Origin of the sequence: Acetomicrobium flavidum (assembly GCF_900129645.1) — a bacterium.
Classification (GTDB): Bacteria; Synergistota; Synergistia; order Synergistales; family Acetomicrobiaceae; genus Acetomicrobium; species Acetomicrobium flavidum.
Genome location: NZ_FSQZ01000001.1, coordinates 1,450,001 through 1,476,585 on the forward strand (window position 1 = coordinate 1,450,001; position 26,585 = coordinate 1,476,585).

Genomic DNA, 26,585 nt, shown 5'->3' on the forward strand with positions numbered 1-26,585 from the left:
GAGACCGTGGGGGAGAAGCTTCACGGTCGAAAGGGAAACAGCCCAGACCGACGGCTAAGGTCCCAAACGCGAGCTAAGTGTTATAAGGATGTGGAAGAGCTTAGACAGCCAGGAGGTTGGCTTAGAAGCAGCCATCCTTGAAAGAGTGCGTAATAGCTCACTGGTCGAGCGCTTCTGCGCCAAAAATGTAGGGGGCTAAGCTCGCGACCGAAGCCTCGGATCCGAAGACTTAGGTCTTTGGATGGTAGGGGAGCGTTCCTGTCGGGTCGAAGTCGCATCGTGAGGTGCGGTGGACTGGCAGGAAGTGAGAATGCCGGTATGAGTAGCGTTAAAGCAAGTGAAAGACTTGCTCACCGGAAGCCCAAGGGTTCCTGGGGAAGGGAATCCGCCCAGGGTTAGGCGGGGCCTAAGGCGTAGCCGAAGGGCGAAGCTGATGGACAGCCGGTAGACATTCCGGCCCCACCTTGGCAACGTTTGTACCGAAGGGGTGACGCAGGGAGCTAGGCGCGCTGGGCGATGGAATGCCCAGTCCAAGGGAGTAGGGGGAGCTTTCAGGCAAATCCGGAAGCTCGTTAACCCCGAGACCTGATGGGGAGCCTTAATTATAAGGCGAAGGCGTTGACGCTGCACTGCCAAGAAAAGCCTCTAGGGAGGAACCAGGGTGCCCGTACCCTAAACCGACACAGGTGGGCTGGTTGAGCAGACTGAAGGTGGACGGGATAACTCTCGCTAAGGAACTCTGCAAGTTGACCCCGTAACCTAGGGAGAAGGGGTGCCCGCGTTAGGTGAACTCTTTTACAGGGCTAGCCGAGGCGGGTGGCAGAAACCAGGTCCAGGCGACTGTTTAATAAAAACACAGGGCTCTGCTAAAGGCGAAAGCCGATGTATAGGGCCTGACACCTGCCCGGTGCCGGAAGGTTAAGGGGAGGGGTTAGCCAAAGCGATTTGGCGAAGCTCCAAACTGAAGCCCCGGTAAACGGCGGCCGTAACTATAACGGTCCTAAGGTAGCGAAATTCCTTGTCGGGTAAGTTCCGACCTGCACGAAAGGTGTAACGATCTGGACGCTGTCTCAGCGAGAGACCCGGTGAAATTGTGGGACCGGTAAAGACGCCGGTTACCCGTGGTGGGACGGAAAGACCCCGTGGAGCTTTACTGTAGCCTGACATTGAATTTCGGTACGTCATGTACAGGATAGGTGGGAGGCTGTGAAGCTGAGGCGCCAGCCTCAGTGGAGCCGCCCTTGGGATACCACCCTTGACGTGCTGGGGTTCTAACCGCGAAAGCGGGACCGTGTCAGGTGGGCAGTTTGACTGGGGCGGTCGCCTCCTAAAGAGTAACGGAGGCGCGCGAAGGTCACCTCAAGGCGTATGGAAATCGCCTGAAGAGCGTAAGGGTATAAGGTGGCTTGACTGCGAGAGCGACAGCTCGAGCAGGCACGAAAGTGGGTCCTAGTGATCCGGCGGTTCCGAGTGGAAGGGCCGTCGCTCAACGGATAAAAGCTACCCCGGGGATAACAGGCTGATCCCGCCCGAGAGTTCCCATCGACGGCGGGGATTGGCACCTCGATGTCGGCTCATCGCATCCTGGGGCTGTAGCAGGTCCCAAGGGTTGGTCTGTTCGCCCATTAAAGCGGTACGTGAGCTGGGTTTAGAACGTCGTGAGACAGTTCGGTCCCTATCCACCACGGGCGTAGGGGGTTTGAGAGGAGCTGCTCCTAGTACGAGAGGACCGGAGTGGACGAACCTCTGGTGTACCGGTTGTGGCGCCAGCTGCAGGAGCCGGGTAGCTAAGTTCGGAAAGGATAACCGCTGAAGGCATCTAAGCGGGAAGCCTCCCTCAAGATGAGACCCCCCACTGGGTAAGCCAGGTAAGGTGTCCTGTAGATGACAGGGTAGATAGGCCGGAGGTGGAAGCCCCGTGAGGGGTGCAGCTGACCGGTACTAATACACCGAGGCCTTGTCCTAATGAACTTTCCTCTTTCCCTTGTAGTTTTTGAGTAAAAGGCTTGAAACAGGCACATGGTGGCCATAGCGGAGGGGAAACACCCGGATCCATGCCGAACCCGGCAGTTAAGCCCTCCAGCGCCGATGGTACTACGGGGGGTACCCGCGGGAGAGTAGGTCGCTGCCATGTGCCTGTTTTTTTTATTTTGATGCCGGTTATTTTGATATGTCGCAAGGAACACAAAGGCAGGAAGCACAGCTGTGCTTCCTGCCTTTGTGTTGGGAAGTTAAAGGGAGATGGTTTTTAAGTTGTTTTGAGCTTTGACAATTGAAGAAATGATGTTGCTCATAGCCTCAAAGCGCTGTTGTGCCTGGGATAGTATCTCTACCGAGTTGGTCATCTGCAAAGAGCTGCTTTGAAGTTCTTCTTCGGATTGGTAAATGAACTTTGACAGGTTTTCCAAAAAAGATTTATTCATGTTCAAAAAATTCAAGAAACTTTGTAAAGAGCTTTGTAGGACATTGAACATTTGGCTTATCTTCGATATGCTTTGCATTGACTCCTCGACTGAATGCGAAATGCTTTCGATTCTTTGCGAAATGCCCTCTGATGCGCTTTTGGATTCGCTTGCCAGTTTTTGGACCTCACTGGCGACCACCGCAAACCCTCGTCCGTGTTCTCCAGCCCTTGCTGCTTCGATGGAGGCATTTAAGGCCAGCAGGTTTGTCTGTTTCGCAATCCTCTGTATTTCCTTCGATATTTGTTGGATCTCTAAGAATGAGTTTAAGGTGGCGTATGTTGTGTCTATGGTCTCTTTGACCTTTTTGTTCATGGATTCTAGATCTGTTCCAGATTTTTGAAGATCCGTAGTTAATTCATCGTTCATTTTTTGTATAGTGGAGACGTTTTTATCCGCCTCTTGTCTGCTTATTGCGAATTGCTCGACCATGTCCTTGAATTGAGAGCTTAAGTTCGAGAATTGGTTGGCGATGCCCGCAAGCTCTTGTTTGGTGTGTTCGACACGCCTTACCAGTACTTCGTCCATTTGGCTCATGAATGAATGCATGAGCATAAAACTAAAATGAGAGGAAGATAAGCTCTTAATAACATCCCGTTGTGCCATAGTCTTTCACCTGCGCTTTTTTAATTTCGCGAGGAGAGCGCCCTTCTCCCCCCAGTGGAATAAATTTCGTTTATGATATCCACACCGCACTTGAGATTTCCAAACCAATTTAGAAAGTCTTTTACCATGTCTTTGCCCCTAATTACAGCGCCGTGTTGGGGAGCGATTGCCTCTATATCTTTGCCGCTAACCAAGTTAACCCAAGCTCGACACGCTTGATTGGAGGCCATGTACCTCACGTGAAAGCCCTTCATATAATTAACGTGGCTTTCAAAGTTTTCTACAATTGGATATCTTTTACCAGGCGGGAACACGGCTGCTCCTATATCGCCCGAGAAAAGTATCTTGGACACGGGGTCGTATAGCGTTGCCTGGCCGGTTGAGTGCAGAAAATGAGCAGGTAACATCTCCAGTCTATGGCCATTTTTGAGCACCAACTCGCCCCCGCCGTCAGGTATGGGCGATACCATTCGCTGGTCGTAAACGCCGAAGTGCGGCAAAAACCTGATCCACAGACCAGGTATGTGCACATTGACCTTATTTATCATGGAAAGCCATAGAATTACCCCCGAAGATACATCGGGATCTTGGTGGGAGTAGAATATATGAGTTATCTTGTTTATGTTAATAATCTCAGAGACATTTGCTAAAACCCTTGGAAATACGTGAGCGCCACCCGGATCCATTAGGACGGCCTCATCGCCGCTTATCAACAAATATTGGTTAGTCTGCACAGAACCCTCGTCTTCCGTCTCTTCCCATCCCAGCAGATAAAAAATTACCTTTCCATCATCATATAGCTTGAATGAACTTGTTTGTGGCATTCATGTTCCCCCTTTACGAGGCGTGTTATAAATATCAGAATATTATGATACACTCTTTATATAAAAAATGTAATGATTTTGCTTTTATGATCATCCTCGAAAGGCAAGTAGGGGAGGAGGCGCACTGTCTTGAGAGTTTTGCTCTTTGGATGTGGAAGAGTTGGAAGGTCCTTTTGTGAGTTGCTAAGCAGAAAAAGAAATATCACAGCAAGCGCTTCGATTTCGCTAGTGGGGGTGGCAACGAGGAGTCGAGGCTGTATATATAATCCCTATGGTATCGATGTGGATAATTTGCTGAAATGGGAGGCCTTGACGGGAAGGTTAGATGCCTTATTGCATGAAGGCGGCTTGATCTTAAATGATGCTGACGAAATGTTGGAAGACCTGGATTATGACGTATTAGTTGAGTGCACTCCCTCGGATTTTGAGCTTGGGGAACCGGCGCGAACCATCATAAAAAAAGCCCTTGAGAGGGGAAAGCATGTAGTTACGGCAAACACCGGAGCAATGAGCTTATACTACGATGAACTAATGGAGGGATCGCTTCAAAGGGGAGTAAGCTTATTATATGAGGCAACGGTATTGTCCGGTACGCCCCTCTTCTCCCTTGTCCGAGAGGGCCTTCCCGGTTGTCACGTCAAAAGGTTTGAGGGGATACTTAATGGCACTTGCAACTATATTTTGAGCGTAATGGGGATGGGAAGCAGTTTCGATGAGGCCATGTTGGAGGCCCAAAGGCGTGGCCTTTCTGAACAAAATCCATGGTTCGATATCGATGGCCTGGAGGCTGCTGCCAAGACTGTGATAGTGGCAAAGAGCATGATGTCTTTGGATATCGATATAAAACAGGTGTCCATCAACGGGATTCGAAACGTGACGATGCAAAATATCGAGGAAGCAAAAAGAAAAGGCGGCAAGCTGAAGCTAGTGTCGAGAATTGAAATCAATTCCGATGGATTAGACATTTCCGTTGGACCTGAGATCCTATCTTTGAATCATCCATTAGCTTATTTGGAAGGCTTTTCTATAGGAGCGTTGCTTTTGACCGATATTATAGGAGAAGTGTGCATAAGCGGCTCCAGCTCTGGACCTAAAGAAACAGCATATTCCCTTTTAAGGGATGTATTATCCATCAAGAGAGGTTAGGTAATTATGTCCTCCAAAATTGCTGTAATCTCTGATACTCATGGAAGTGTAACGGCCTGGAGGAAGGCGAGACAGATTTGGAAAGGATCAAATATGATCGTTCATCTTGGCGACGTGTTGTATCACGGGCCTCGAAATCCCCTTCCCGAAGGCTATATGCCGAAAGAACTGGCAGAAGAGATCAATGATTCGGATATTCCAGTCATGATTGTGCGGGGAAATTGTGATGCAGATATCGACGCTGTTATGTTGAAATGGCCAATAGCGAACCCCTATTTGGTCATGTGGTGGAACAATAAACTCATACTTGCCTCTCATGGCACGGATTTTGAAAGAGATAGAAGTCTAGCATTGTCATTTGGAGCAGATTTGATGTTGATGGGTCATACTCATGTGTGTTCGTTAGCGCGTGACGGAAGGACAATTTTTTTAAATCCAGGATCGGTCAGTTTGCCCAAAGGCAAAGACCCTGCTTCTTTAGCTTTGATCGATGAGGAAGCAATTAGCATCCTCTCATTGGATGGAATGGTGTTTCATCAAGAATCTTGGGATCTAAGATAAGGGGAGACGAGGAAAATGGCAGTCAAAGAAAGTACTTCTACAGTTGAGGATACCTCTCAAGAAACCAAGAACGGCAAGGAGAAAACCTTATTGGTCTTCGATCTTTTTGAGGAACATTACGCCATCGAGGTTTCTAAGATCAAGGAGATTGTACGTATTCCGGAAAGCATCACTAGGGTTCCAAATGCGCCGGCCTATGTATGTGGGGTTATAAATTTGAGAGGCACAGTAATTCCCGTGATGGATATTGCAGTGAAGATGAACCGAGGAAAAATTGAACGTCGCGGCGAGTCGAGGATAGTCGTTATCGAGGAGGAGGATATCGTATTTGGTATCCTTGTCGATTCTGTTCGTGAAGTTAGAACTGTTAACGTAGATCAGATCGAAAGTGCGGAATCAATTGATTCTGCAATCTCTAAAGAATACCTTCAAGGTATCATTAGAACTAAAGAAGGAGATTTAATAGTTCTTTTGGATGTAGCTTCCATATTTGATATCAGAAGTTATCTTGATTGAATGGGAATGCTGATCGATCTGCACGTTCATTCCACTGCCTCCGACGGAACACTATCCCCTTCGGATCTAGTATCAATGGCAAGGGCAACGGGTATATCCTTGTTGTCGCTTACCGATCACGATACCACAAATGGCCTTGTGGAATTTGAGCAGGCCTGTTTTATTGGTGGCGTTGCCGGATTGCGCGGTATAGAGCTCTCGGCAGAGTATTACTGCAGTGTTCACATATTGGGCTATGGTATAGATTATGAGAACTCATCTTTTCAAAACACTTTGGTAAGGATAAGAAAATACCGAGACGAGAGAAACGCCGCAATCTGCGAGAAGCTGAGGTCGTTGGGGCTAGAGATAACCCTGGATGATATTGAGGTCGAATCCAAAGGTGAAGTGATAGCTAGGCCCCATATAGCCAAGGCATTGTTAAAGAAGGGATATGTATCTAGCGTCAAAGAGGCCTTCGAAAAATATCTTGGCAGAGGAGCTCCTGCTTATGTCCCAAGAAAAACACTTACACCAGAAGATTGTATAACATTGATCCGCCAGGTAAACGGATTGCCCGTTTTAGCACATCCTGGCGAAATGTATTTGAGCCCTGAAAGCTTTGAATTATTGCTAAAGAAGCTTAAAGATATTGGACTGTGGGGGCTTGAGTGTTATTCGAGCCATCATAGGGCAGATGAGATTTTTAATTTTTTGAGGATAGCAGCAAAGTTCAAGCTGAAGCCGACAGCGGGAAGCGACTTTCATGGATCGATGAGGCCTGAGGTAAAACTGGGCATCGACGTACCGGATGACATAATACCCGAAGAATTATTTTTCCTAGCCGGCAGGAGGACGATAATGCCGACGAAGACCCGTGGCGAAAAATCCTATTTTGAGGGGAGAATGAATCATGACGTTTATCGATTTGAGAAGTGATACCGTAACTAAACCTTCTGCCGAGATGAGGAAGGCAATGGCGGAGGCCGAAGTGGGAGATGACGTTTATCAGGAGGATCCAACGGTCATTGAGCTGGAAAGGCTTGCGGCCGAGATGATGGGACATGAAGCGGCTCTGTTTGTCTGTTCCGGAACCATGGGAAACTTGGTTTCGCTGCTTACCCATTGTACGCGTGGTGATGGAGTCATACTTGGACTGAATAGCCATATTTACGTTAATGAAGGCGGCGGGCTGTCCGCCCTGGGAGGACTTGTGCCTCTCTGTGTTAACGATGACGAGGGGATTCCTAAACCTCAGGAAGTATTATCTTTTTGTAGGCCGAAAAATGTCCACTATGCTCCCGCAAAACTGCTGTGTTTGGAAAATACTCACAACGCGTGCGGAGGGGTTGCTATATCTCCCGAAATCTTTGCCTCTATGGTTGATTTGGCAAAAAGCAAAGGGCTTTTTGTGCACCTTGATGGAGCCAGGATGTTCAATGCAGCCATAGCGTGGGATGTTGCGCCGGCAACTTACGCCAAACTTGTCGATTCCGTTCAATTTTGCTTATCGAAGGGATTGGGGGCTCCTATGGGATCTGTAATATGCGGCAATAAAAGCTATATAGAAAGGGCAAGGCATTGGCGGAAACGTGTTGGAGGGGGGCTGCGCCAGGTTGGAGTTGTTGCCGCTGCAGGCATAGTTGCATTGAAAGGATATCCTGATTTGGCCAAAGATCATGAAAAAGCCAGGATATTAAGGGATAGGTTAGCTGATGGAGGCGTTAAGATAGCGGAGGTATCGAAGCCAACAAATATGGTATATTTCGAAGTAAAAGACACTATAGATGTCGCCTTTCTGGCAGAAAGATGCAAGCAAAGGGGCGTTTTATTCAATCCGACCCCGAAGAAGATAAGGCTGGTTACACATCGCGACGTGAGCTTTGAGGATGTCGAAAGGGCTGCAAAGGTCATATTGGAGGAATTGCATAAATGATGGGTTTGCCTGAAAGGGATTTGGTGGAATCTGCTGCCTTTTGGACTTTAGACCAGTTGAAGGGCCATAAATATATAACAGGAGCCGACATATTATATAAAGCTGATGTCTCGTCTTTGCTGTCCTTCATCGACGGCAACTTGGAAGAAGATTCCAGGGGTAAGGCTGTTTCCCTGGGATTGCGCGTCATCGATGAAGAAGGCAGGCAGGGCATTGCTTACTGCAACTTGTTGGCTAAAGAAGCATTATCCAAGGTTGTTAAATGGGCTGTTCATAATAGCAAAAACAACGATCCAAATCCTTATGTAGAACTGAATCGCAATCAAGGTGTTCCCTTTGAGGACAGAGATATATTTGATCCGTTCATAGCCGAGGGCTTGAGCTTTGATCGGGGATCAAAGATATGCGCCTGCTTAACGGAGGAAGCACGTAATACTGATAAACGCGTCAAATCCGTAAGGGAAGCTTTTTATGGAGAAGGTTACGAGGAGACATTTTATTTATCCAGCGAAGGTTTTTGTGAGTGGCAAAAGGAAACAGTGGCAAGATGCGATGTCGTAGTGATAATGAGTGATGGCGATGAGATGGAAATGGGAGGCTTTGGAGATGAACGACGCTATGCCCTCGATCTGGATTACCTTAACATAGCCAGACAAGCAGTTTGTAGAACTCGCATGACTTTAGGCGGCAAGCATTTGAAGACCGCTAAGTATGTTTTGGTGTTGGATAGTATGGCATCGGCATCTTTCGTGTCTTTGCTGGAAGATTGCTTTTTGGCTGATAACGTTCATAAGGGCAGGTCATTGCTTTCCGGCAAACTGGGTCGTCAAATAGCTTCAAACGTAGTCAACTTGATTGATGATGCAACCCTAAATAGAGGTATGGGAAGTTACATCTTCGATGGCGAAGGCACCCCGGGCCAGAGGACAACCCTGCTTTCAGGTGGTGTCCTAAATGGTTTTTTATATAATATAGAACATGCAAAGATGGATGGAGTGCCTTCGACTGGCAACTGCGTTCGAGGTACTGCTTCGTTGCCCAGCGTAGGAGCTTCTAATCTATTCATCTTGCCGGGGACACAAGACTTGCAGTGCCTTTTGAATAAAGTTGATTCCGGCATCTATGTTACAGACTTACTCGGACTACATACGTTTGATCCTGTAAGCGGCGATTTTTCTCTGGGCATTAAGGGAGCTTACATTAGGAAGGGTGCGCTCGAAAATCCCGTGTCAGGAATGACGATAGCGGGTAATCTTTATGATGTCCTTTTTCACGTGATAGAAGTCGGAAATGACATAAAATTTTATGGGAGTGTGGGATCTCCTTCTTTGGTGATTGAAGATGTTACAGCGGCAGGTGTATAGTAGCATTAAAAAGTTGTTTCTTTTTGCAATCCTTCTTTTCGCAGTTATATGTGTTAATGACAGTTGTAATGCCAGCGAAAAGTGGATCCTCTGGCATGGTGTTGAAAATCTTGGCGGCGTTACGGTTTTAAATGAGGATGGACATAATTTGGTTCCCATAGATGACGTTGCAACCATGCTTAAGCTGGAGATCAACTCCGATGCAAAGCATTTTCTTGCCAAAAAGGGAAGCAATACCCTGGAATTGGTGCCGAATGCCGCAGTGGCCAAGAGGAATGGGCACGATATAGTCCCCCTGCCATTCATTCCTGTTTATAAAGATGGCCATTGGTGGATGGAAGCGAATACGACGTTGAAAATATTGAAGCCTATTGTTAACGACGGTAAAACACTGAAGTGGGCGGGTAAGGCCAATGCATCTGCAGATAAGCCCGCTGTATCCGCTAATGAAATGACCGTTCAAAGTAGCGCTAGCACCTTTGCCGATAAGGGGAACATCAAGACTGCTGCGAGTAAGATAGTTGGGCTAAGGTGGGGTAAATGGGACGATAGAATTAGGCTTGTCATAGATTTGTCAAATAATATAACTCCTTCAGTTGATAAAAATCCTGGGGAGTTAGTGCTAAAGTTTGATGGTGCTGTCTTAGGGGATCAAGTCAAAAATATTGAGCAGAATGCGTCATTTCCAGCTGTTTCGGTAAGCCAAAAAGATGGAGCGGCAATAATTAATATAAAACATCAGGCTGAAAAAATTGCTTATTTTAGCTTGCCCTCACCGCCTAGATATGTTGTTGACTTTTTTGGAAATGGTAATGGCCTGAAAAATGACGTAATTGCAAAAAAAGACGATAGCAACGATGTACCCTTGCCCAGTAACCCCCAGGGCAGTTCTAATGTAACTACGTCTAGGGGGACAAAACCGCGATTGGTGGTAATAGATCCTGGTCACGGAGGGAAAGATCCTGGTGCTAGGGGCAACGGTGTTGTTGAAAAGAATATCAATCTGAGGATGGGCCAGCTCCTTGCCAATGTCCTGGAAAGTCGTGGCATTAAGACAAGAATGACACGTTCGCAGGATATATATCTGCGACTTGATGAAAGGACAAAACTTGCCAACGATTGGGATGGAGATTTATTCGTGAGCCTGCATTGCAATGCCTTGCCCGCAGGTCGAAGCGCAAAAGGGGTAGAGATTTATATAATGGCTTTACCAAGCGATAAAGATGCAATGCAATTGGCGTTGATAGAAAACAGAGAATTGGGCGAGGGGGCAGAAGATGTAAATAGCATCGCAGACAAACGGACCAAGCTTTTGCTCAAGATCTTGGGCGATATGGAGCAAAACGTGAAGATTGAACAAAGCATGTCCTTTGCGGAGGTCCTATACAAAGCTGGTAGCAATAGGGGATTAAATATGCGACGGGTAGCTCAAGCTCCCTTTTTTGTCCTTAGAGGAGCAGCTATGCCTGCAGTGCTGGTCGAGATGGGTTTTTTGACCGATAAAGCTGAGGCTTCCCTTTTGGCTAATCCAACGTATCAGAAAAAGCTTGCCGAAAGCCTGGCAGATGGTATAGAGTCATATTTGCGCAACATGTAGGGAGATTGTTGTTTTGGAGGGATCATTTCCCATGGAAAAACGCAGCGAGTTGCCGCGAAGGCGAGACAAGGAGCAAAATAAAACTCCCCAAAAAGCACCATTGCCATATCGTATTATCGCTTGGGCTTGTTTAATTGCTATATTATTTGGGTTGGGATATTATGGGTCAGGATTAATCCTTAAACTGATCGGCAAAAAATTTAACATTTCAGGAGAGATGTCCACTCAAGTTGAGAGCACCCAGGTAGTCCCTGTCTCTAATATGCGCTACATAAATGAAGTGAAAGTCTTTTTGCCCGAAGATGGTTCCTTGAGCGTTACCGGTTATAAATTAGTGCCCGGCATAATGGAAGAAAATATTAGTGCCACCTTAGAGCAGTGGATATCGTTCATGGCTTCAAAAGGCTTTGTAGACGGAAATAGCCGTGTGCTCCATGTCTTTCGTAATGGTGAGATGTTGTATCTTGACATGAATGCATCATTTTATTCTTCTTTGCAAAAACTTGACAGAGATAGGGCTTTGCTTTTCATGACAGCCCTACTTCGCACCGTCATAGAAAATTTTGATCCAATAAAAGAAGTCAAGTTTTTAGCAGAGGGCAAAGATGCCACATTGACTAAGCCTGTTGATTTGACGGTTTCTTGGAGATTGGCACCCAAGTCATGACATATGTATGTATGAAAGGAAACTTCAATTGTCGAAGATCAAAGTTGTTTTTGCAAGTAAAAATAGGGACAAATATCTGGAGATAGTTACCCAGTTTAAGGGAACTTCCGTGGATTTAATTTTTGGCCCTGAAGTTGAACATATAAATGTTCAAGAGACGGGGACCTCTTACTTTGAAAACGCTTTGCTTAAAGCCCTAGCGTGGAGTAAGGCACTTCATATGCCTGCTTTGGCCGACGATAGCGGGCTTGAGGTGCCGGCCTTAGGTGGCTGGCCCGGTATTTATTCTGCCAGGATAGCAGGTGATGATGAATCTAGGATTGGCTTGGTATTGGATAGATTAAAGGGAATAAAAGATCGTGGCGCACGTTTCGTAGCCTCAATGGCCTTGGTTTTGCCCAATATGTCTCAAGTGTGGCTTACAGAGGGCATATGTTACGGGAGGATAGCTGAAACTAGAAGGGGATGTAATGGTTTTGGTTATGATCCAATCTTTATGCCTTGTGGTTGTGACAAAACTTTCGCCGAGATGGATATTGAAGAAAAAAACGGCCTGTCGCACAGGCACATCGCGATAAAAGCTCTTTGCGATATGCTTAAGAGTCAAAATGTGTTAAAATAGCTTTCCGAGTATGTCTCATGTCCGCTTGCAGGCTGTGTCAAGTCTGGCCTTTTTGTAAAAAGTAGACTGCAGATTTTAAATAATTGAACTTAATGGGAGGCACGAGGAATGTTTGTGGTCATAGCTTGCCTGCATCTTTTAGTTTCTGTGGCCTTGATGGGAGTTATAATGTTACAGCGTCGGAAACAAAGCGGCTTTGCCGGCGTCTTTGGTGGTGGGACGCAGGCAGACATGTCCTCCGGTCAATGGCAGCGCTTATCTGGATTGAGCAAGATAACCGTTCTTTTACTATCGTTGTTCATGATTACGTCTTTAGTATTGGTGCTCATGAGCGCTAGGTGATAAAAATGAAAAATATCGAATACTTTGATGATGTGACATCTTTGCAGTTGCTCCCAAGGAAGTTCTATAGCGCAAATCATGATGAAATTATGGCCGGATATACTACCGATATTTATTTTGTGAAGACCAGAGACTTGCTCAAGGAAAACGGAAGCCTTGATGTCCCCGTCGTGGCTGAGATCTTTTCCAAGGAAGCAGGCGTCTTTGCTGGATTGCCAGAAGTGTTGTCCTTGCTCAAGGACAAAGGCGTGAAAGTGTACGCTCTTGAAGAGGGCATGTCCTTCTCGCCAAAAGAGGTAGTATGCAGAATCCATGGACCCTATGGTGCTTTTGGGATGTACGAAACCGTCATCCTGGGTTTTTTGGCAAGTTCGAGTGGATGGGCTACAGCTGCAAGGGAATGTGTTAAGGCTGCGAATGGAAAGCCTGTGTTGTGTTTCGGTGCTCGTCATGTTCATCCTGCGGTTGCGCCTGTCATGGAAAGGGTTGCCTTGGTCGCAGGAGGTTGTACGGGCGCTAGCTGTATACTAGGAGCCAAGTTAGCCGGAGCTGAGCCCCAGGGCACCATCCCTCATGCTGCCGTGCTCATAATAGGTGATACCGTTAAGACTGCCATTTTATACGATAGCGTTTTGCCGGAGCAAGAGTCCAGAATAATATTGGTCGATACTTTCAAGGATGAAGCGGAAGAATCACTTTTAGTGGCAAGGGCTTTAAGGAAAAAGCTTGACGGCGTGCGCCTGGATACTCCAGGTGAAAGAGGAGGGGTGTCTCCCTCTCTAGTTCAGGAGGTCCGTTGGAGGCTAGATATGGAAGGCTTTTCCCATGTTCGTATTGTAGCCTCTGGTGGTCTTAACCCAGAGAAAATAAGATTGCTTTCCCAGGCTGGTGCAGATATATTTGGCGTTGGAAGCTATATAGCCCATGCAACTCCCAGGGATATGACCATGGACCTTAAGGTCATCGATGGAACTCCTATAGCAAAAAGGGGTAGGTTGCCCGGCATAGAGGAAAATCCTAGGCTTAAGAGGTTTCTGTAATTGTGTAAAATGTGCATCTTTCTTGACATCGATGGATGAGGTTGTATAGAATAACTCCGCTGCCCGAAAGTCGGACATTGTTTATATGCTATGTGTTCTTTACCATGAATGTAATCGAAGGAGGAACTTAGATGCAGGGATATAAAACTTTTATGGCAAGGCCGAAGGACGTAGAACAACAGCGAAAGTGGTATCTCGTCGATGCTACTGACATTCCTTTGGGTAGGCTTGCTGCGCGCGTGGCTCATGTGTTGATGGGAAAACATAAGCCGGAATATACCCCACACGTTGATACGGGGGATTTTGTGATCATAATTAATGCTGCCAACGTGAAGCTGACGGGCAAGAAGATCGATCAGTCTGTAATACATAGCTATAGCGGGTATAAAGGTGGCCTTAAATCTGTTCCCTACCGCGTTATGTTGGAAAAAAGCCCGGAACGTCTCGTGGAGATCGTGGTCAAGGGTATGTTGCCGCGCAACAAGTTGAAATATGCCAGAAAATTAAAGGTATACGCAGGGCCTGATCATCCTCACGAGGCTCAGAAGCCAGAGATTTTAGATATTTAGTCACCGTATATTTATGTGACGATGATTGGCTTTAAACGTCGTACGAGATAAATTTTGATATAAAGGGGGGAAGAATTCTTTGCCGTCATCAATATATTACTGGGGCACAGGCAGGAGGAAGGAATCCATTGCTAGGGTACGGATTCGTCCGGGCGAAGGGCAAGTTTCAATAAATGGGCGAAGCGTTGAAGAGTATTTTCCAAGGCAGGTGTGGCAACTTCATGCCTTGGAGCCTCTTAAGGTATCCGGGATGGAAGGTAAGCTTGATGTTATCGTTAAAGCAGAAGGTGGAGGTTTAAGCGGCCAAGCTGGAGCTGTACGGCTTGGAATAGCAAGGGCGTTGCTTGCTTTAGATCCGGAAATTAGGCCGGTTTTAAAGAAAGCAGATTTGTTAGCACGAGACCCGAGGATGGTGGAAAGAAAGAAGTTTGGCAGAAGGAAGGCAAGGGCCCTTTATCAGTACTCTAAACGATAATTCCTTAGCCTTTTGAGCTTTAAACAAAAGCGGTAATAGTTAAAGGCGGAGGCTTTTGCCTCCGTCTTTCGTTTTGGTCAAACTTATAATTGGCTTTTTGATTAAATTTTTTTAAATGTTTTGAAATTGGAAACTCCGTATTTGCATCTTTACAAAATGGAGCAAAACATTTATCCTTACTTTCTAGACTGAATGGTCGGGAGGTTAATAGGTGAAAGATACCAAAGAAAGTATTATTAAGGCAGCACGACACTTGTTTGCGCAATATGGTTATCATGGAACGAGCGTAGACTCCATTGCTAAAGACGCTGGAGTTAGCAAGGGATCTCTGTATTGGCATTTTAGCGATAAATTTGAGCTTTATCGGACCGTCTTAATTCTGGAGGTAGAAAGAGTTAAGGAGCTTTTTAAATCTGAGACTTATGATGTGACAGATGCAGCAGAGTTCTTTCGCAAAAGGGGAAATTTAATACTCGACGTTTTTGATAAAGACCCCGAGAGCACGCTCATATGGATGGATTTGCTTATTCAGGCTAAAAGAGGACGCGAAGAATTCAAGAGGATTGCCAAAGACCTCACTTCTTACTACATGAAAATATCAATGGACGAAGGTTCGCGCTTGAATCTAGATAAAGGAGAGATGGATTCGATATGTCTGTTACTACGTCTAACGATGCTCGGTATTTTATCATGTCAGGGTAGTGTGATGGATACTCAAGAAGCAAAGGAATGTTGGGAGCATATAGTCGATTTGGTTATGAAAGGAGATGACTAGATAAATTGCCAAATGTCATTGTAAGACGATTTATGTTTATGATTGCTTTATGCTGTTTATTATTTCTGGTGCTTGCCTTGGATAAAAGCGTCTGGGGAGAGGAAGTTAAGTCCGACGTTCAATATAGCCTTGCAGACTTAATCGCCATTGCTGAGGCGCAGAATCCTCTGTTAAAAGCTGCCCAGGAACAGGTTAATCAGGCCCGCGCTCGTGAGCTTCAAAGTGCTTCTCAATTGGCACCCAAGCTCGATTCAAGTTTGACCTATCTGCATGATTATAGCGGAGGTCTTAGTGAACCTAAGTTTCGCGATACGTATAAAGCCGCCTTGACGTTTACGCATACGCTATATAGCGGCGATAGCTTTGAGGCCTCATTGAGAGCTGCCACTTTAAATCGTAAGGCATTGGAAGCCGATCTGCTTCGCACCAGACAGTCCGTCGAAAATGATGTCAGAAAATCTTACTATGATCTGCAAAGGGCGAGGGCACAACTTAGGGTGGCCCAGGAAAGCTATGATTTGGCTTTGGAGCACTTAAAGCAAGCGAAGTCACTTTATAACCAAGGAGTCATAGCTATAAACGAAGTTTTAAGGACTCAGGTAGATGTGTCGACAGCTGAGCTGAACTTGATTCAAGCCCAAAATGGCACTCGCGTGGCTTTAAATACGCTGGAAAAAGCTGTAGGCGTGTCCCTTTCCTTTTCGCAGGTTCCTGAAATTACTCCCAAGGAAGAAGCGCGTCTGTCGTTGCCCCAGATAGATCCTTATGCAACAGCATTGCAAAAGCGCCCGGAGATAGTTTCGCTTGATGACTCCAGAAAGGCAGCAGAGGAGTTAGCCAAAGCTGCAGCTGGGCAAGCAAGGCCCAATATATATATTCAGGGAGAGACTTCCTATTACGAAGATGAATTCTTCCCGAATAAAGACGACTGGAACTTGTCCGTTATAGCTTCATGGAGGCTGTACGATAGAGGAGAAATAAAGAACAAAATAGAAGAGAACAAGGCAATGGCCAGAGAGTTGCTTGCAAGAATAGATGACCTTAGAAATCAAATTCGCCTGGAGGTTTCCACTGCGTGGCAGAACATGGAATCGGCCTTGCAAAGGGTACATGTTGCCGAAGATCAGGTTAAAACGGCCGAAGAAGACTATCGCATGGCCTTGAGGCGATATGTCGAACAAGTCGGCACCAATATAGATGTCTTAGATGCCAGAACTGCTCTCACGGATGCCAATACTAGTTTCGTCAATGCGGTGTACGATGCCTACGCAGCCTATAGCGATCTCATTTATTCCATTGGTGCTTCAGAGGAAGATTTTATGCCAAGCGACCAAGAAAGCAGTGTTGATAAAGGCGAGGAGGGAAGTAGATGAAGACCAAAACAATCGTCATAGTGGCTGTCGCTCTGGCTGTCGTAGCGATAGTAGGTACGAGTCTATTCAACAAAAATAAGGCTAAGGATCAAAGTGGTGTTATAAAACCTCAAGAGAGCATAAAGGTCTCGGTAGTAAGACCGACTGTTATGAAATTCGAGGATATAGTTACCTTCGTTGGTGGGGTCGAGCCTAAGGAAGCGGCAATCGTGGCTTCTAAAGTTACTAGCAATGTGACTGTACTGGATGTTTTTGTAGACATCGGTGATCAGGTAAAACAAGGTCAGCTATTGGCAAGGCTTGACAATAGCTTGACTCGCAGGCAGATCGAGGAAGCAAAGGCTGCGGTTGCTGCGGCAAAAGCTTCCATATCTCAAGCAAAAAGTCAACTTCAAACTACCGAGAAGGATTACGTCCGTTACAAAAATTTATATCAAGAGCAAGTTATAAGTCGCCAACAACTGGACCAAATAGAAGGACAATACGAAGTTGACAAGGCCAAATTAGATCAGTCTCAAAGGCAGCTGGAACAAGCAGAAGCTCAATTGAGACAATTACAGGTCATGATGAGCTACCACGATATAGTTTCACCAGTTAATGGTGTGATAGCGGAAAGGAATATAGATCCTGGTGATACCGTCGGCCCTGGAAGTGCATGTTTTGTAATTTCACGACAGGAAACAGTAAAAATTAAGGGAACGATTACGGAAAATGACTATCCCAAGGTCAGACTTGGTCAGTTGGCACATGTTAAAGTTGATGCATTTCCGAACGTTTCGTTTGATGGAAGCGTGAGCAGGCTCAGCCCGACGCTCGATGCTACTACGAGGACTGCAGACCTTGAGGTGTGGCTGCCCTCAAAGGGGATGTTAAAGCCGGGGATGTTTGCGAGAGTTGAAGTTATCGTAGGAAAACATGACGGAATAGCCCTTCCCAGGGAAGCGGTCAAACAATTGGCCGGAACGGGAGAGTGGTATTGTTTTATCGTTGGTTCCGATGGAAAGGCAAAACAGGTTTTCGTAAAACGTGGAATAGAAAGCGGCAATCTCGTAGAGATAGTTGAAGGCGTTGCCGAGAGCGATAGCGTCATATCGCCTGTAGTTCAGGCATTAGGCGACGGTATGCCCGTGGAGGTGGTCAGTCAATGACTCCGTGGGAATTTGCCGTAAAGAAGCCAATCACTACGCTGATGATATTTCTTGCGGTACTGCTTATCGGAGGCGTGTCATTAATTGGCATAAGAGTTGATCTTTTGCCGGAATATGAGCCGCCCATTATACTTGCCATCACGACTTGGCAAGGAGCTGCTGCTAGCGACGTCGAACAGGAGGTCACGAAAGAGGTTGAAGATCGCATGGCAACTATCCAGGGGCTTGACAAGCTGACCTCTACGTCCAGCGACGGTGTCTCTGCAGTGGTCCTTCGCTTTAAATGGGGGGAAGATTTGGATGCGAGGATGGGCGATGCTCGCGACCAGATAAATGTCATACGCAGAAACTTACCTGACGATGCTGATGACCCCATACTCATCAAGGTCAGCTCAAGCGCGATGCCCATAATGTTGGTGATCTTCAAAGCTGGACCAACTTTCCCTGGTTTGTATCACTTGGTTGACAATGACGTTACTAAACAGGTTCAACAGGTTCCAGGTGTGGGAAGCGTCTCGGTCTTCGGCGGGGAGCGCCGCGAGATCCAAATATTGTTTGATGCAGAGAAGCTTAAAGCGTTCAACCTTTCGCCTCAGCAGATATATTCCATATTACAACAAGAACACTACAATTTGCCGGCAGGTAGTTTTAAAGAAGGGTTGATGGAATACCAGATACGTGTGCCTGGAAGGTTTAAGCTTCCTAGCGATATGGGTTATACGATCGTTGGGACCTTCAACGGCAAACCCATTTACCTTAAGGATGTAGCTAAAGTCGTGGATGGCTATCAGGAGCCAACCACCTTTGGATGGTCTGACGGTGCTCGTTCCGTGGTCATGATGGTGACAAAAAATACCGATGCCAATACCGTTCAGGTTATCAACGGGGTAAAAACTCGTCTTCAGGAGATAAAAAGCACCATTTTACCTCCTGATGTCGATTACTTTATAGGCTATGATCAGTCGAAGTTTATCTTAAACTCATTGTCCCAGTTAGCTTCAACCCTGTTATATGGAATAATCCTGGTATTCATAGTTACATACGTGTTTTTGCGCAGGATGCCGGGTACCCTTGCCATATGTGGTGCTATACCCTTTTCGCTGATCGCTACATTTATCGTTATGCGATTAATGGGATACACAGTTAATTTGATGACTCTATCGGCACTTACCGTTGCCAGCGGGATGGTTGTCGATAATGCCATAGTTGCGACAGATCAAGTTATCTATCATATAGAGCAAGGAGAGAAGCGTGAGATCGCTTCCGTGCTTGGAGCCGGTGAGGTTGGCGGTGCCCTGATGGGATCTACCTTGACTACTCTGGCGGTTTTGATTCCGCTAATTTTCATTACAGGGTTAGTTGGCATATTCTTTTCTTCGTTGTCAGTGGTCATGTCGCTTTCCATTGCCCTGTCTTGGGTTGTATCTCTGACCTTTATACCTATGGTAGGAAGCAAGACCTTTAAAACGCGCGAGGATAAGTTCTTTATACATCGCTATACTAAGCGCTACTTGGCAATCCTTGAGCATTATTACGCTTTAACTATCGATTGGGCTTTGCGCAACAGGAAGAAAGTAATAGCTTTGGCAGGGCTTTGCGTATTTTTTACCATTTGGGCATTTTCCGTAATCGGTACGGAATTGGTGCCGAAATCGGATACCGGAAGCATCAGGGTAAGTTTCCGTTTGCCCGAAGGCACCAGGGTGGAGGAAACGGAAAGGGTTGCTAAGGAATTAATGACCTATGCTATGAACAATATCCCGGAGCTTGAAAACGTATTTATATACGGAGGAAGTTCGGGAAGCGGAATAGGCGCTTTACGCGGTGAATCGTCAAACACTGGAAACGTTGGGATTGAACTGATTCCAAAGGGAGAAAGGAAACGGTCCGGCTTCCAAGTGGCATCCCAGGTCAGGGAGTACTTGAACAATAAACCCGGCTTTGAAGCTGTAAGCTCCGGCTTAAGTTCACCAATAATGACTGGCGGAAGCTCCAAACCCATTGTCATTGAGCTTTATGGTGACGATATAAACGAGCTTCTTCAAATTGGGGATATGGTGAAAAAGAAAATAGAACAAATTCCTGGAGCTGTCGATGTCGAAGTCGCTCAAAAGACGAGCAGGCCTGAGGTTTGGGTTGATGTGGACAAACAAAGAGCCGCATTACTGGGCGTTAGGACGAGCGATATAGCCCATGCCTTGAGAGACTATTACTATGGTGTTCAACTCGACGAAGACTATTGGCAGGGAGCGGACAATTACGAAGTATGGCTTAGACTTGATCCCGAACAGAGACATTCGTGGGATACGCTAAATAAGTTGCTTGTGCCTTCTGTAAGCGGGGAGATGATACGGCTTACAAACGTAGCTAAGCTAAGCGAAGAGGCCGGTCCTCCGGAAATTCACAGAAAGAACAGACAGCGATATATCACCATAGAGTTGGATACGGAAGGCAGGTCTTTAGGCCAAGTTGCTGGTGACGTCCAAAACGTCCTTAAAGAACTTAATCTTCCGATTAGAACGGATATAAGCGGTGACGTGGAGGACTTGCGTGACACCTTTAGACAGATGGCATTCTTGATATTGCTTGGCATGATCTTGGTCTACATGGTCATGTCCGGGCAGTATGAGGCCTTTTTGGACCCCTTTGTCATCATGTTCAGTGTGCCCTTCGCTTTAACGGGCGCAGTTGGAGGGTTGTTGTTGACTGGCCAATATCTATCGCTAATGGGGTTGCTTGGTATAATAATGTTGATCGGGACAGTGGTCAATAATGCCATCGTGCTTGTCGATTACGTAAACCTTCTTCGTGCAAGGGGGTACACTATGTATCAGGCCCTGGTTGAAGGTGGAGAACGAAGGTTGCGCCCTATATTGATGACCACTCTAACCACCATATTTGGTATGCTTCCCATGGCAATAAGCCGAGGCGAAGGCGCCGAGATATGGAGGCCATTGGCTATTTCGGTGTCTGGCGGCTTATGCTTTTCCACGTTAGTTACCCTGATACTGGTGCCCGTGGTATATAGCCTAGTCGAAGAGAAGATACGCCGCAAACCCAGGTTTGCCGAAGCAAAGGGAGGATTGTCCCGATGAAATTCATTTGGATATTTTGTAACCAAAGCATTGCGCCTGAAATCCTTGATCTGCTCGATAGCTTAGGGGTAGATGGATATACTGTTTGGAGGCACGTACTGGGCCATCATCGCGGCTGTCGTACCCATTGGGGCGATGCGGTTTGGCCCGGAGAGAACTGGGCCATATTGGTCGTAGATAACGCTGACAAGGCGTGGTATGTGGTTGAGGAGCTAAAAAAGATGAAACAGCGTCGTGCAATACATAATGCAGGTTTGCGTGCTTTCGTGCAAGACGGGGAGCTTATGGTATAATCTAACTTGCCAGTGCCGGTGTAGCTCAACAGGCAGAGCAGCTGACTTGTAATCAGCAGGTTGGCGGTTCAAGTCCGCCCGCCGGCTCCAATATGTAAGAAAGCGGGAGATAAGCTTGGCTATCTCCCGTTTGTTTTTAATGTAGGTTTAGAATCGAATATTGGAATTATAATCGAAAAAGGGTTATAGTTTAGGTGTACGCTGTACCATATGGTACCATATGCGAAGGAGGTAGAAACAGCATGCTTAAGCCACACAAGCTTGTGATGATACCGGGGCCTACGCCAGTGGTACGATCCATTCAAGATCAGATGGGAAGAGAGACGATAGCCTTCGGAGATGCCCAATTTATTGAGGATTTTAGAAGCGTCGTGAAGGATTTAAAGGAGCTTTGGCGGTGCGATGGCCAGGCATTTGTCATCGCAGGTTCGGGGACTCTGGCCATGGAAATGGCCATGGCTAACATATCTAAGCCAGGCGATTCAGTGCTAGTATGTTCGAACGGCTTTTTTGGCGACAGGTACGTGGACATATGCAGGCGTCGCGGATTGCAAGTAGATGTCATCAGCGCTCCATGGGGAAAGTCGGTAACGCCCGAGGATGTAGAAGGTAAATTGTCTAAGAAAAAATACGATATCGTAACGGCAACCCATGTCGAGACTTCGACCGGCGTCATGGCTCCTATAGCTGAGATAGGAAAAATTACGAAAGAACATGATGCCCTTTTTGTCGTCGATGGCGTAGCAGCGACTGGTGGCGCAGAAGAATACTTGGATACCATGGGAATTGACGTATTGATCAGCTGTTCCCAGAAGGCCTTTGGGGTGGCTCCAGGGCTGGCCTTGCTTTGGGCTTCCAAGAAAGCTTTGGACAAACGTAAATCCCTTGGAACCATCGTAGATTCCTACATGGATTTCGAGAAGTGGTTGCCGGTCATGGAAGATCCGTCTAAATATTGGGGTACGCCTCCCATTAATTTAATATGGGCATTGAAACAATCTTTAGAGATAATAAAGGAAGAAGGCCTCGAAGAAAGATATGCTCGCCATAAGAAGCAAGCTGCTGTGGTCGACGAAGCCGTCTCATCCATGGGATTTTCCGTGCTTGCCGATAAAGCCTTTAGGGCCCCGACCTTGGCGGTATATTTATATCCCGAAGAGGCAGGCATTGATGATGCCAAATTTAGAGCCATAGCGGCTGACGAAGGAATTTATATAGCTGGCTGTCTTGGAAATTATGCAGGCAAAGGCTTTAGGATGGGCCATATGGGAAATATAGATAAACACATATTGATATCAGCTGTTGCAGCTATAGAAAGGACTGCGGTGCGAAATGGAATTAAGTTGGAGCTAGGTAGGGCATTGGGCATTTTGCAAAGGGGTTTGATAGAAGAAAGTATCAATCAGATCTAGACGCGCGCTTAATCTTGTGGTATCTTTACTTCGCGATGCCGGGGTGGCGGAACAGGTAGACGCAGTGGACTCAAAATCCACCGGTACTTGGTACTGTGCGGGTTCGAGTCCCGCCCCCGGCACCAAAGATAAGGTGCTCTTAAAAATCTCCCCCTTTACCATTATTAAGGGGGAGATTTCTATTTATATGCAATTCGTTTTTGGAATTCTACCTAATGTATCCATTTAAGATATCAGAATATATAGACATTATACTATTTGCTTGACATTGATCATTTTATCACATACTATTTTGTAGTAAATGTATTATGTATTGTGTATGTAGGAGGTGCGGCAAGTGGATGTTCTTGACATCATAAAATTCATCAACAGTATTTTATGGAATTATGTGTTGATCTTCTTGCTATGTGGAACAGGTATTTATTATACATTTCGTTTAAGATTCGTGCAAGTTCGTTACTTTACAAAAGCATTAAATCAAGTCTTTGGCGGTATTAAATTCTTTGGTGAAAAGGCAGGAAAGGAAGGTATGTCTTCGTTTCAGTCTCTTGCAACTGCAATTGCTGCCCAGGTGGGCACAGGTAATTTGGCTGGGGCAGCGACAGCAATTGTTTCTGGTGGGCCTGGTGCCATTTTATGGATGTGGATGAGCGCCTTCTTTGGAATGGGCACCATATTTGCCGAGGCGATACTTGCGCAGGTGTATAAGAAAAAGGATTTGGATGGCCAAGTGGTCGGAGGGCCTGCCTATTATATAAGCAGCGGATTTGGAAGCAGAAAGCTTGCCGTGTTTTTCTCCGTTGCCATAATTGTAGCTCTAGGTTTCATAGGCAATATGGTGCAGTCAAATTCAATAAGTGATGCCTTTGAAAAGGCCTTTAACATTCCTAGCCTGTATGTGGGAATAGGTTTAGCCATACTGGGCGGCCTGATATTTTTTGGAGGAATTGGTCGAATTGTTTCTTTTACGGAAAAAATAGTTCCTATAATGGCTGTACTGTATATTGTTGGGGGACTCTGTGTATTATTTATGAACCTGGATATGATCATTCCGGCATTTAAGATGATCTTCGTCGGTGCCTTTAATCCCAGGGCTGCCACAGGAGGCTTGATAGGTGCGACTGTCAAAGAAGCTGTAAGATACGGGGTGGCCAGAGGCCTATTTTCCAACGAAGCAGGAATGGGTTCTACGCCACATGCTCACGCGGTAGCGAAGGTGCGTTATCCTGCCGAGCAGGGTCTGGCCGCTATGATTGGCGTATTTGTGGCTACGTTCATTGTAGTAAATATGACAGTGTTCGTCATTCTTGCTACAGGCGTACTCGACGGACAAACAACGGGTATAGCCCTCACGCAGAAGGCCTTTACGAGTGCCTTCGGTGCCTTTGGCGACACCTTTGTGGCTATATGTTTATTTTTCTTTGCCTTTTCTACTGTCGTGGGGTGGTATTACTTTGGTGAGGCAAACATACGCTACCTTTTTAAGCTAAAAGGTCTCACGCCTTATAGGATTTTAGTCATGCTTTTTATAGTTTTGGGTGCTACTTTGAAGGTGGAACTGGTATGGGAGTTGGCCGATACTTTTAATGGTTTGATGGTCATACCTAACCTTATTGCGTTGTTGGGATTGGCTAAAGTCGTTTCCAGAGAGCTTGAAAAATTCTCTGAATGTGAAAAATAAATTGTTGATGAGGCTACTGTAGAAAGGTGTATATGGATTAAATTGGTCCTTTATGTCGCGATAGCAGTAATATTTAAGCAGGAAAGACGTAACGTCTTTCCTGCTTAAATATTATCCTAAGACCGTGGGATCTTTAAAGGGTAGTGGATAGGATTTCCCGAAGCAGTTATACTTATAATCAAGAAAAAAGAAAGGGGTTTTATTCATGTCTACCATTTTAGTAACGGGGGGAGCTGGCTTTATTGGATCTCATATTTCAGATGCTCTTATCGACGATGGACATAAGGTCGTTGTGGTAGATGACCTTTCACAGGGCAACCTTAAGAATCTTAACCCAAATGCTGTATTTTACAGACTCGATATATGTGATCCTTCTTTAGAGTTAGTATTTGAGAAAGAGCGTCCAGAGTATGTGTGTCATCACGCAGCTCAAATTGACGTTCGAAAATCAGTTGTTGACCCAATGTATGACGCCAGGGTCAATATAAATGGTTTTCTCAATATCCTGTCCTGTTCGGTAAAAAGAGGAGTTAAGGGGGTAATATTCGCATCATCTGGCGGTGTCGTTTACGGCGAACCTGAGGTCTTGCCGGTGCCGGAAGTTCATCCTAAAGGTCCCCTTTCGCCCTACGGCGTGAGTAAACTGTCATCTGAGTATTATTTATACTACTACAACAAGGTTTTTGGACTTCCCTATATAGCCCTCAGATACGCCAATGTATATGGCCCCAGGCAGGATCCGCTTGGAGAAGCCGGTGTCGTTGCAATATTTTCTAATAAAATGTTGCGGGGTGAAGTTCCTACAATATATGGCGATGGCAATCAAGTTAGAGATTACGTTTATGTGGGCGATGTGGCAAGAGCAAACCTTCTTTCTCTGCGACAATTGGATAGCATTTCTCTTCCTTCCTCCATAGACGATCATGCCTTCAATATAGGCACATCGGTGGGAACTTCAGTCAATGAATTGTATTCGTTGTTAAGCAGCATAATCGGCTTTAAAGAAAGAGCTATACACGACGAGCCGAGAAAAGGAGAGCTATACAGGACTTTTTTGAACATCGATAAAGCCAAGGACAAGTTGGGGTTTAAACCTTCCGTTTCTTTACGCGATGGCTTAGAAATGACAGTAAATTATTTCAGAGCGATGAAGTAAACCTGAACTTAGGGGTGGATTTAAATGACTATGCAAGGAATAAAAAAAGATCTTGCCAAAAGGGCTGCCAAGGCAATGGTGCCGCGTTTGAGGGAGGAATTTTTAAGTAAGGGTGGCCTCATTGAAGAATTCGACGAGGAGCTGGCAACAAGGAGAGTATGTAATTTTTTTGAGTCCCAGCCCCCCGTATTTTGGGATCAAATTGCCATCAATGAAAGCGCTTCTTTAGACGACGTTGCGCAGGATATTGCCGACAGCCTGGAAGAGGCAATTTATCTGGAGGAGATGTCGGCACAGGATATCATCCAAATGCTCGAGGATGAAGAAGGTATATCGCAAAGGCTAAAGAGCGTTAAACGTTGACATGTTAAGCTACTAGGCAATTACATTATCTCAAAACCAGGACGATAAATAAGAACTGAACATGGAGCATGGCGAGCAATGGTTGTCGTGGTGCTTCCAATTAAGATGTGCTCCATCGTGCTATGTCCCTTATATGCAACGATGATGAGAGAAACGTTCTCTTCCTTCGCCTTTTGAATTATGACTTCCCCGGGAGAACCTTCTTCTATCAGGATCTTGTGCTCATGTACAGGTAGATCTTTGAACTGATCCTCTGCCTTCTGAATCCAATAAGATATCTTTTTGTGAGCTATTTGTTTAACTTCATCTCCAATTTGGGGCGGGATCCAGGGCTCATAACCCCTCCATAGAGAAGAAAGACGTGGCAGTACGTGAATATATATCACTTCATCATTAAGTCGATGTGCTATGCTGTGGGAATAGGCTATCAATGATTCCGACATCTTGCTTAAATCAACGCCGACAAGGATCTTTCTCGCCATCTGTATCATCACCCCGCTTTTTAGTATTTTCATACATTCTCCTCACGGAATATTTTAAAATCTAATGCATGAAAGAAGCGAAAAACAGTAATACATATTTA

25 protein-coding genes, 2 tRNA genes and 2 rRNA genes (1 of these 29 cut by a window edge) are annotated in these 26,585 nt (G+C 45.9%); 26 read left to right on the forward strand and 3 right to left on the reverse strand.

The window, feature by feature from the left end; translation table 11 throughout:
* Together BUQ78_RS07230 and rrf are read left to right on the forward strand one after the other, a co-directional pair.
* Positions 1-1,965: ribosomal RNA gene (locus BUQ78_RS07230) — 23S ribosomal RNA — on the forward strand (it extends 1,032 nt beyond the left edge of the window).
* Between the two features lie 53 nt (positions 1,966-2,018).
* A 5S ribosomal RNA gene (gene rrf, locus BUQ78_RS07235) occupies positions 2,019-2,134 on the forward strand.
* A gap of 97 nt (positions 2,135-2,231) precedes the next feature.
* Here the strand turns inward: rrf and BUQ78_RS07240 are convergent.
* Together BUQ78_RS07240 and BUQ78_RS07245 are read right to left on the reverse strand one after the other, a co-directional pair.
* Positions 2,232-2,990: a methyl-accepting chemotaxis protein gene (locus BUQ78_RS07240; RefSeq protein WP_318259565.1), complete on the reverse strand. Its 759-nt coding sequence runs from the start codon at positions 2,988-2,990 to the stop codon at positions 2,232-2,234.
* Positions 2,991-3,088: 98 nt separating this feature from the next.
* Positions 3,089-3,892: an oxygen-binding di-iron domain-containing protein gene (locus BUQ78_RS07245; RefSeq protein ID WP_014807539.1), complete on the reverse strand. Its 804-nt coding sequence runs from the start codon at positions 3,890-3,892 to the stop codon at positions 3,089-3,091.
* Positions 3,893-4,021: 129 nt separating this feature from the next.
* Here BUQ78_RS07245 and BUQ78_RS07250 point away from each other — a divergent pair, with 129 nt between their 5' ends.
* The 24 genes from BUQ78_RS07250 (at position 4,022) to BUQ78_RS07365 (ending at position 26,002) form a co-directional block, all read left to right on the forward strand.
* Positions 4,022-5,038 carry a homoserine dehydrogenase gene (locus tag BUQ78_RS07250; protein ID WP_014807538.1) on the forward strand — a complete coding sequence of 339 codons (1,017 nt, stop codon included), beginning with the start codon at positions 4,022-4,024 and terminating at the stop codon, positions 5,036-5,038.
* Between the two features lie 6 nt (positions 5,039-5,044).
* Positions 5,045-5,599, forward strand: a complete 555-nt coding sequence (gene yfcE / locus BUQ78_RS07255) for a phosphodiesterase (protein WP_014807537.1) — start codon at positions 5,045-5,047, stop codon at positions 5,597-5,599.
* Positions 5,600-5,614: 15 nt separating this feature from the next.
* Entirely contained in the window at positions 5,615-6,115 is a 501-nt protein-coding gene (locus BUQ78_RS07260) for a chemotaxis protein CheW (RefSeq protein WP_074199770.1), read from the forward strand.
* Positions 6,116-7,033 (forward strand): PHP domain-containing protein, encoded by a 918-nt coding sequence (locus BUQ78_RS07265; protein ID WP_318259566.1) that lies wholly within the window; start codon positions 6,116-6,118, stop codon positions 7,031-7,033.
* A complete protein-coding gene (gene ltaE / locus BUQ78_RS07270; protein WP_074199771.1) occupies positions 7,008-8,030 on the forward strand; it encodes a low-specificity L-threonine aldolase in 1,023 nt (340 codons plus the stop codon). The genes BUQ78_RS07265 and ltaE overlap by 26 nt, the downstream gene beginning before the upstream one ends.
* A complete protein-coding gene (locus BUQ78_RS07275; protein WP_074199772.1) occupies positions 8,027-9,394 on the forward strand; it encodes a TldD/PmbA family protein in 1,368 nt (455 codons plus the stop codon). Before ltaE ends, BUQ78_RS07275 begins: the two co-directional genes overlap by 4 nt.
* Positions 9,372-10,991, forward strand: coding sequence for an N-acetylmuramoyl-L-alanine amidase family protein (locus BUQ78_RS07280; RefSeq protein ID WP_074199773.1), 1,620 nt, complete (start codon positions 9,372-9,374; stop codon positions 10,989-10,991). Before BUQ78_RS07275 ends, BUQ78_RS07280 begins: the two co-directional genes overlap by 23 nt.
* 31 nt (positions 10,992-11,022) lie before the next feature.
* Positions 11,023-11,658 (forward strand): GerMN domain-containing protein, encoded by a 636-nt coding sequence (locus BUQ78_RS07285; protein ID WP_074199774.1) that lies wholly within the window; start codon positions 11,023-11,025, stop codon positions 11,656-11,658.
* Positions 11,659-11,686: 28 nt separating this feature from the next.
* On the forward strand, positions 11,687-12,280 hold the full coding sequence (gene rdgB / locus BUQ78_RS07290; RefSeq protein WP_084532384.1) for an RdgB/HAM1 family non-canonical purine NTP pyrophosphatase: 594 nt from the start codon (positions 11,687-11,689) through the stop codon (positions 12,278-12,280).
* Between the two features lie 108 nt (positions 12,281-12,388).
* The gene (secG, locus tag BUQ78_RS07295; protein WP_074199776.1) at positions 12,389-12,622 is read left to right on the forward strand and encodes a preprotein translocase subunit SecG; all 234 of its coding nucleotides are present in this window, start codon (positions 12,389-12,391) and stop codon (positions 12,620-12,622) included.
* A gap of 5 nt (positions 12,623-12,627) precedes the next feature.
* Entirely contained in the window at positions 12,628-13,662 is a 1,035-nt protein-coding gene (locus tag BUQ78_RS07300) for a nicotinate phosphoribosyltransferase (RefSeq protein ID WP_074199777.1), read from the forward strand.
* A 131-nt stretch (positions 13,663-13,793) separates the two neighbouring features.
* Positions 13,794-14,231 carry a 50S ribosomal protein L13 gene (gene rplM / locus BUQ78_RS07305; protein ID WP_074199778.1) on the forward strand — a complete coding sequence of 146 codons (438 nt, stop codon included), beginning with the start codon at positions 13,794-13,796 and terminating at the stop codon, positions 14,229-14,231.
* A 79-nt stretch (positions 14,232-14,310) separates the two neighbouring features.
* Positions 14,311-14,706 (forward strand): 30S ribosomal protein S9, encoded by a 396-nt coding sequence (gene rpsI, locus BUQ78_RS07310; protein ID WP_074199779.1) that lies wholly within the window; start codon positions 14,311-14,313, stop codon positions 14,704-14,706.
* Positions 14,707-14,917: 211 nt separating this feature from the next.
* Positions 14,918-15,481 carry a TetR/AcrR family transcriptional regulator gene (locus tag BUQ78_RS07315; RefSeq protein ID WP_074199780.1) on the forward strand — a complete coding sequence of 188 codons (564 nt, stop codon included), beginning with the start codon at positions 14,918-14,920 and terminating at the stop codon, positions 15,479-15,481.
* Positions 15,482-15,486: 5 nt separating this feature from the next.
* Positions 15,487-16,854: a TolC family protein gene (locus BUQ78_RS07320; protein WP_074199781.1), complete on the forward strand. Its 1,368-nt coding sequence runs from the start codon at positions 15,487-15,489 to the stop codon at positions 16,852-16,854.
* Entirely contained in the window at positions 16,851-18,002 is a 1,152-nt protein-coding gene (locus BUQ78_RS07325; protein ID WP_074199782.1) for an efflux RND transporter periplasmic adaptor subunit, read from the forward strand. Before BUQ78_RS07320 ends, BUQ78_RS07325 begins: the two co-directional genes overlap by 4 nt.
* Complete coding sequence (locus BUQ78_RS07330; protein WP_074199783.1) at positions 17,999-21,097, forward strand: efflux RND transporter permease subunit; 3,099 nt, start codon at positions 17,999-18,001, stop codon at positions 21,095-21,097. The genes BUQ78_RS07325 and BUQ78_RS07330 overlap by 4 nt, the downstream gene beginning before the upstream one ends.
* Positions 21,094-21,390: a PG0541 family transporter-associated protein gene (locus tag BUQ78_RS07335; protein WP_074199784.1), complete on the forward strand. Its 297-nt coding sequence runs from the start codon at positions 21,094-21,096 to the stop codon at positions 21,388-21,390. The genes BUQ78_RS07330 and BUQ78_RS07335 overlap by 4 nt, the downstream gene beginning before the upstream one ends.
* Positions 21,391-21,404: 14 nt before the next feature.
* Positions 21,405-21,480, forward strand: a tRNA-Thr gene (locus tag BUQ78_RS07340).
* A gap of 152 nt (positions 21,481-21,632) precedes the next feature.
* Positions 21,633-22,802: a pyridoxal-phosphate-dependent aminotransferase family protein gene (locus BUQ78_RS07345; RefSeq protein ID WP_074199785.1), complete on the forward strand. Its 1,170-nt coding sequence runs from the start codon at positions 21,633-21,635 to the stop codon at positions 22,800-22,802.
* A gap of 37 nt (positions 22,803-22,839) precedes the next feature.
* Positions 22,840-22,927: transfer RNA gene (locus BUQ78_RS07350), tRNA-Leu, on the forward strand.
* Between the two features lie 212 nt (positions 22,928-23,139).
* Positions 23,140-24,483: an alanine/glycine:cation symporter family protein gene (locus BUQ78_RS07355; RefSeq protein ID WP_074199786.1), complete on the forward strand. Its 1,344-nt coding sequence runs from the start codon at positions 23,140-23,142 to the stop codon at positions 24,481-24,483.
* A gap of 205 nt (positions 24,484-24,688) precedes the next feature.
* Complete coding sequence (locus BUQ78_RS07360; protein WP_014807518.1) at positions 24,689-25,639, forward strand: NAD-dependent epimerase/dehydratase family protein; 951 nt, start codon at positions 24,689-24,691, stop codon at positions 25,637-25,639.
* A gap of 24 nt (positions 25,640-25,663) precedes the next feature.
* A complete protein-coding gene (locus BUQ78_RS07365) occupies positions 25,664-26,002 on the forward strand; it encodes a hypothetical protein (protein WP_014807517.1) in 339 nt (112 codons plus the stop codon).
* Positions 26,003-26,022: 20 nt separating this feature from the next.
* On the opposite strand, the gene BUQ78_RS07370 is transcribed toward BUQ78_RS07365, so the two are convergent.
* Entirely contained in the window at positions 26,023-26,517 is a 495-nt protein-coding gene (locus BUQ78_RS07370; RefSeq protein ID WP_014807516.1) for a universal stress protein, read from the reverse strand.
* Between the last annotated feature and the right edge of the window lie 68 nt (positions 26,518-26,585).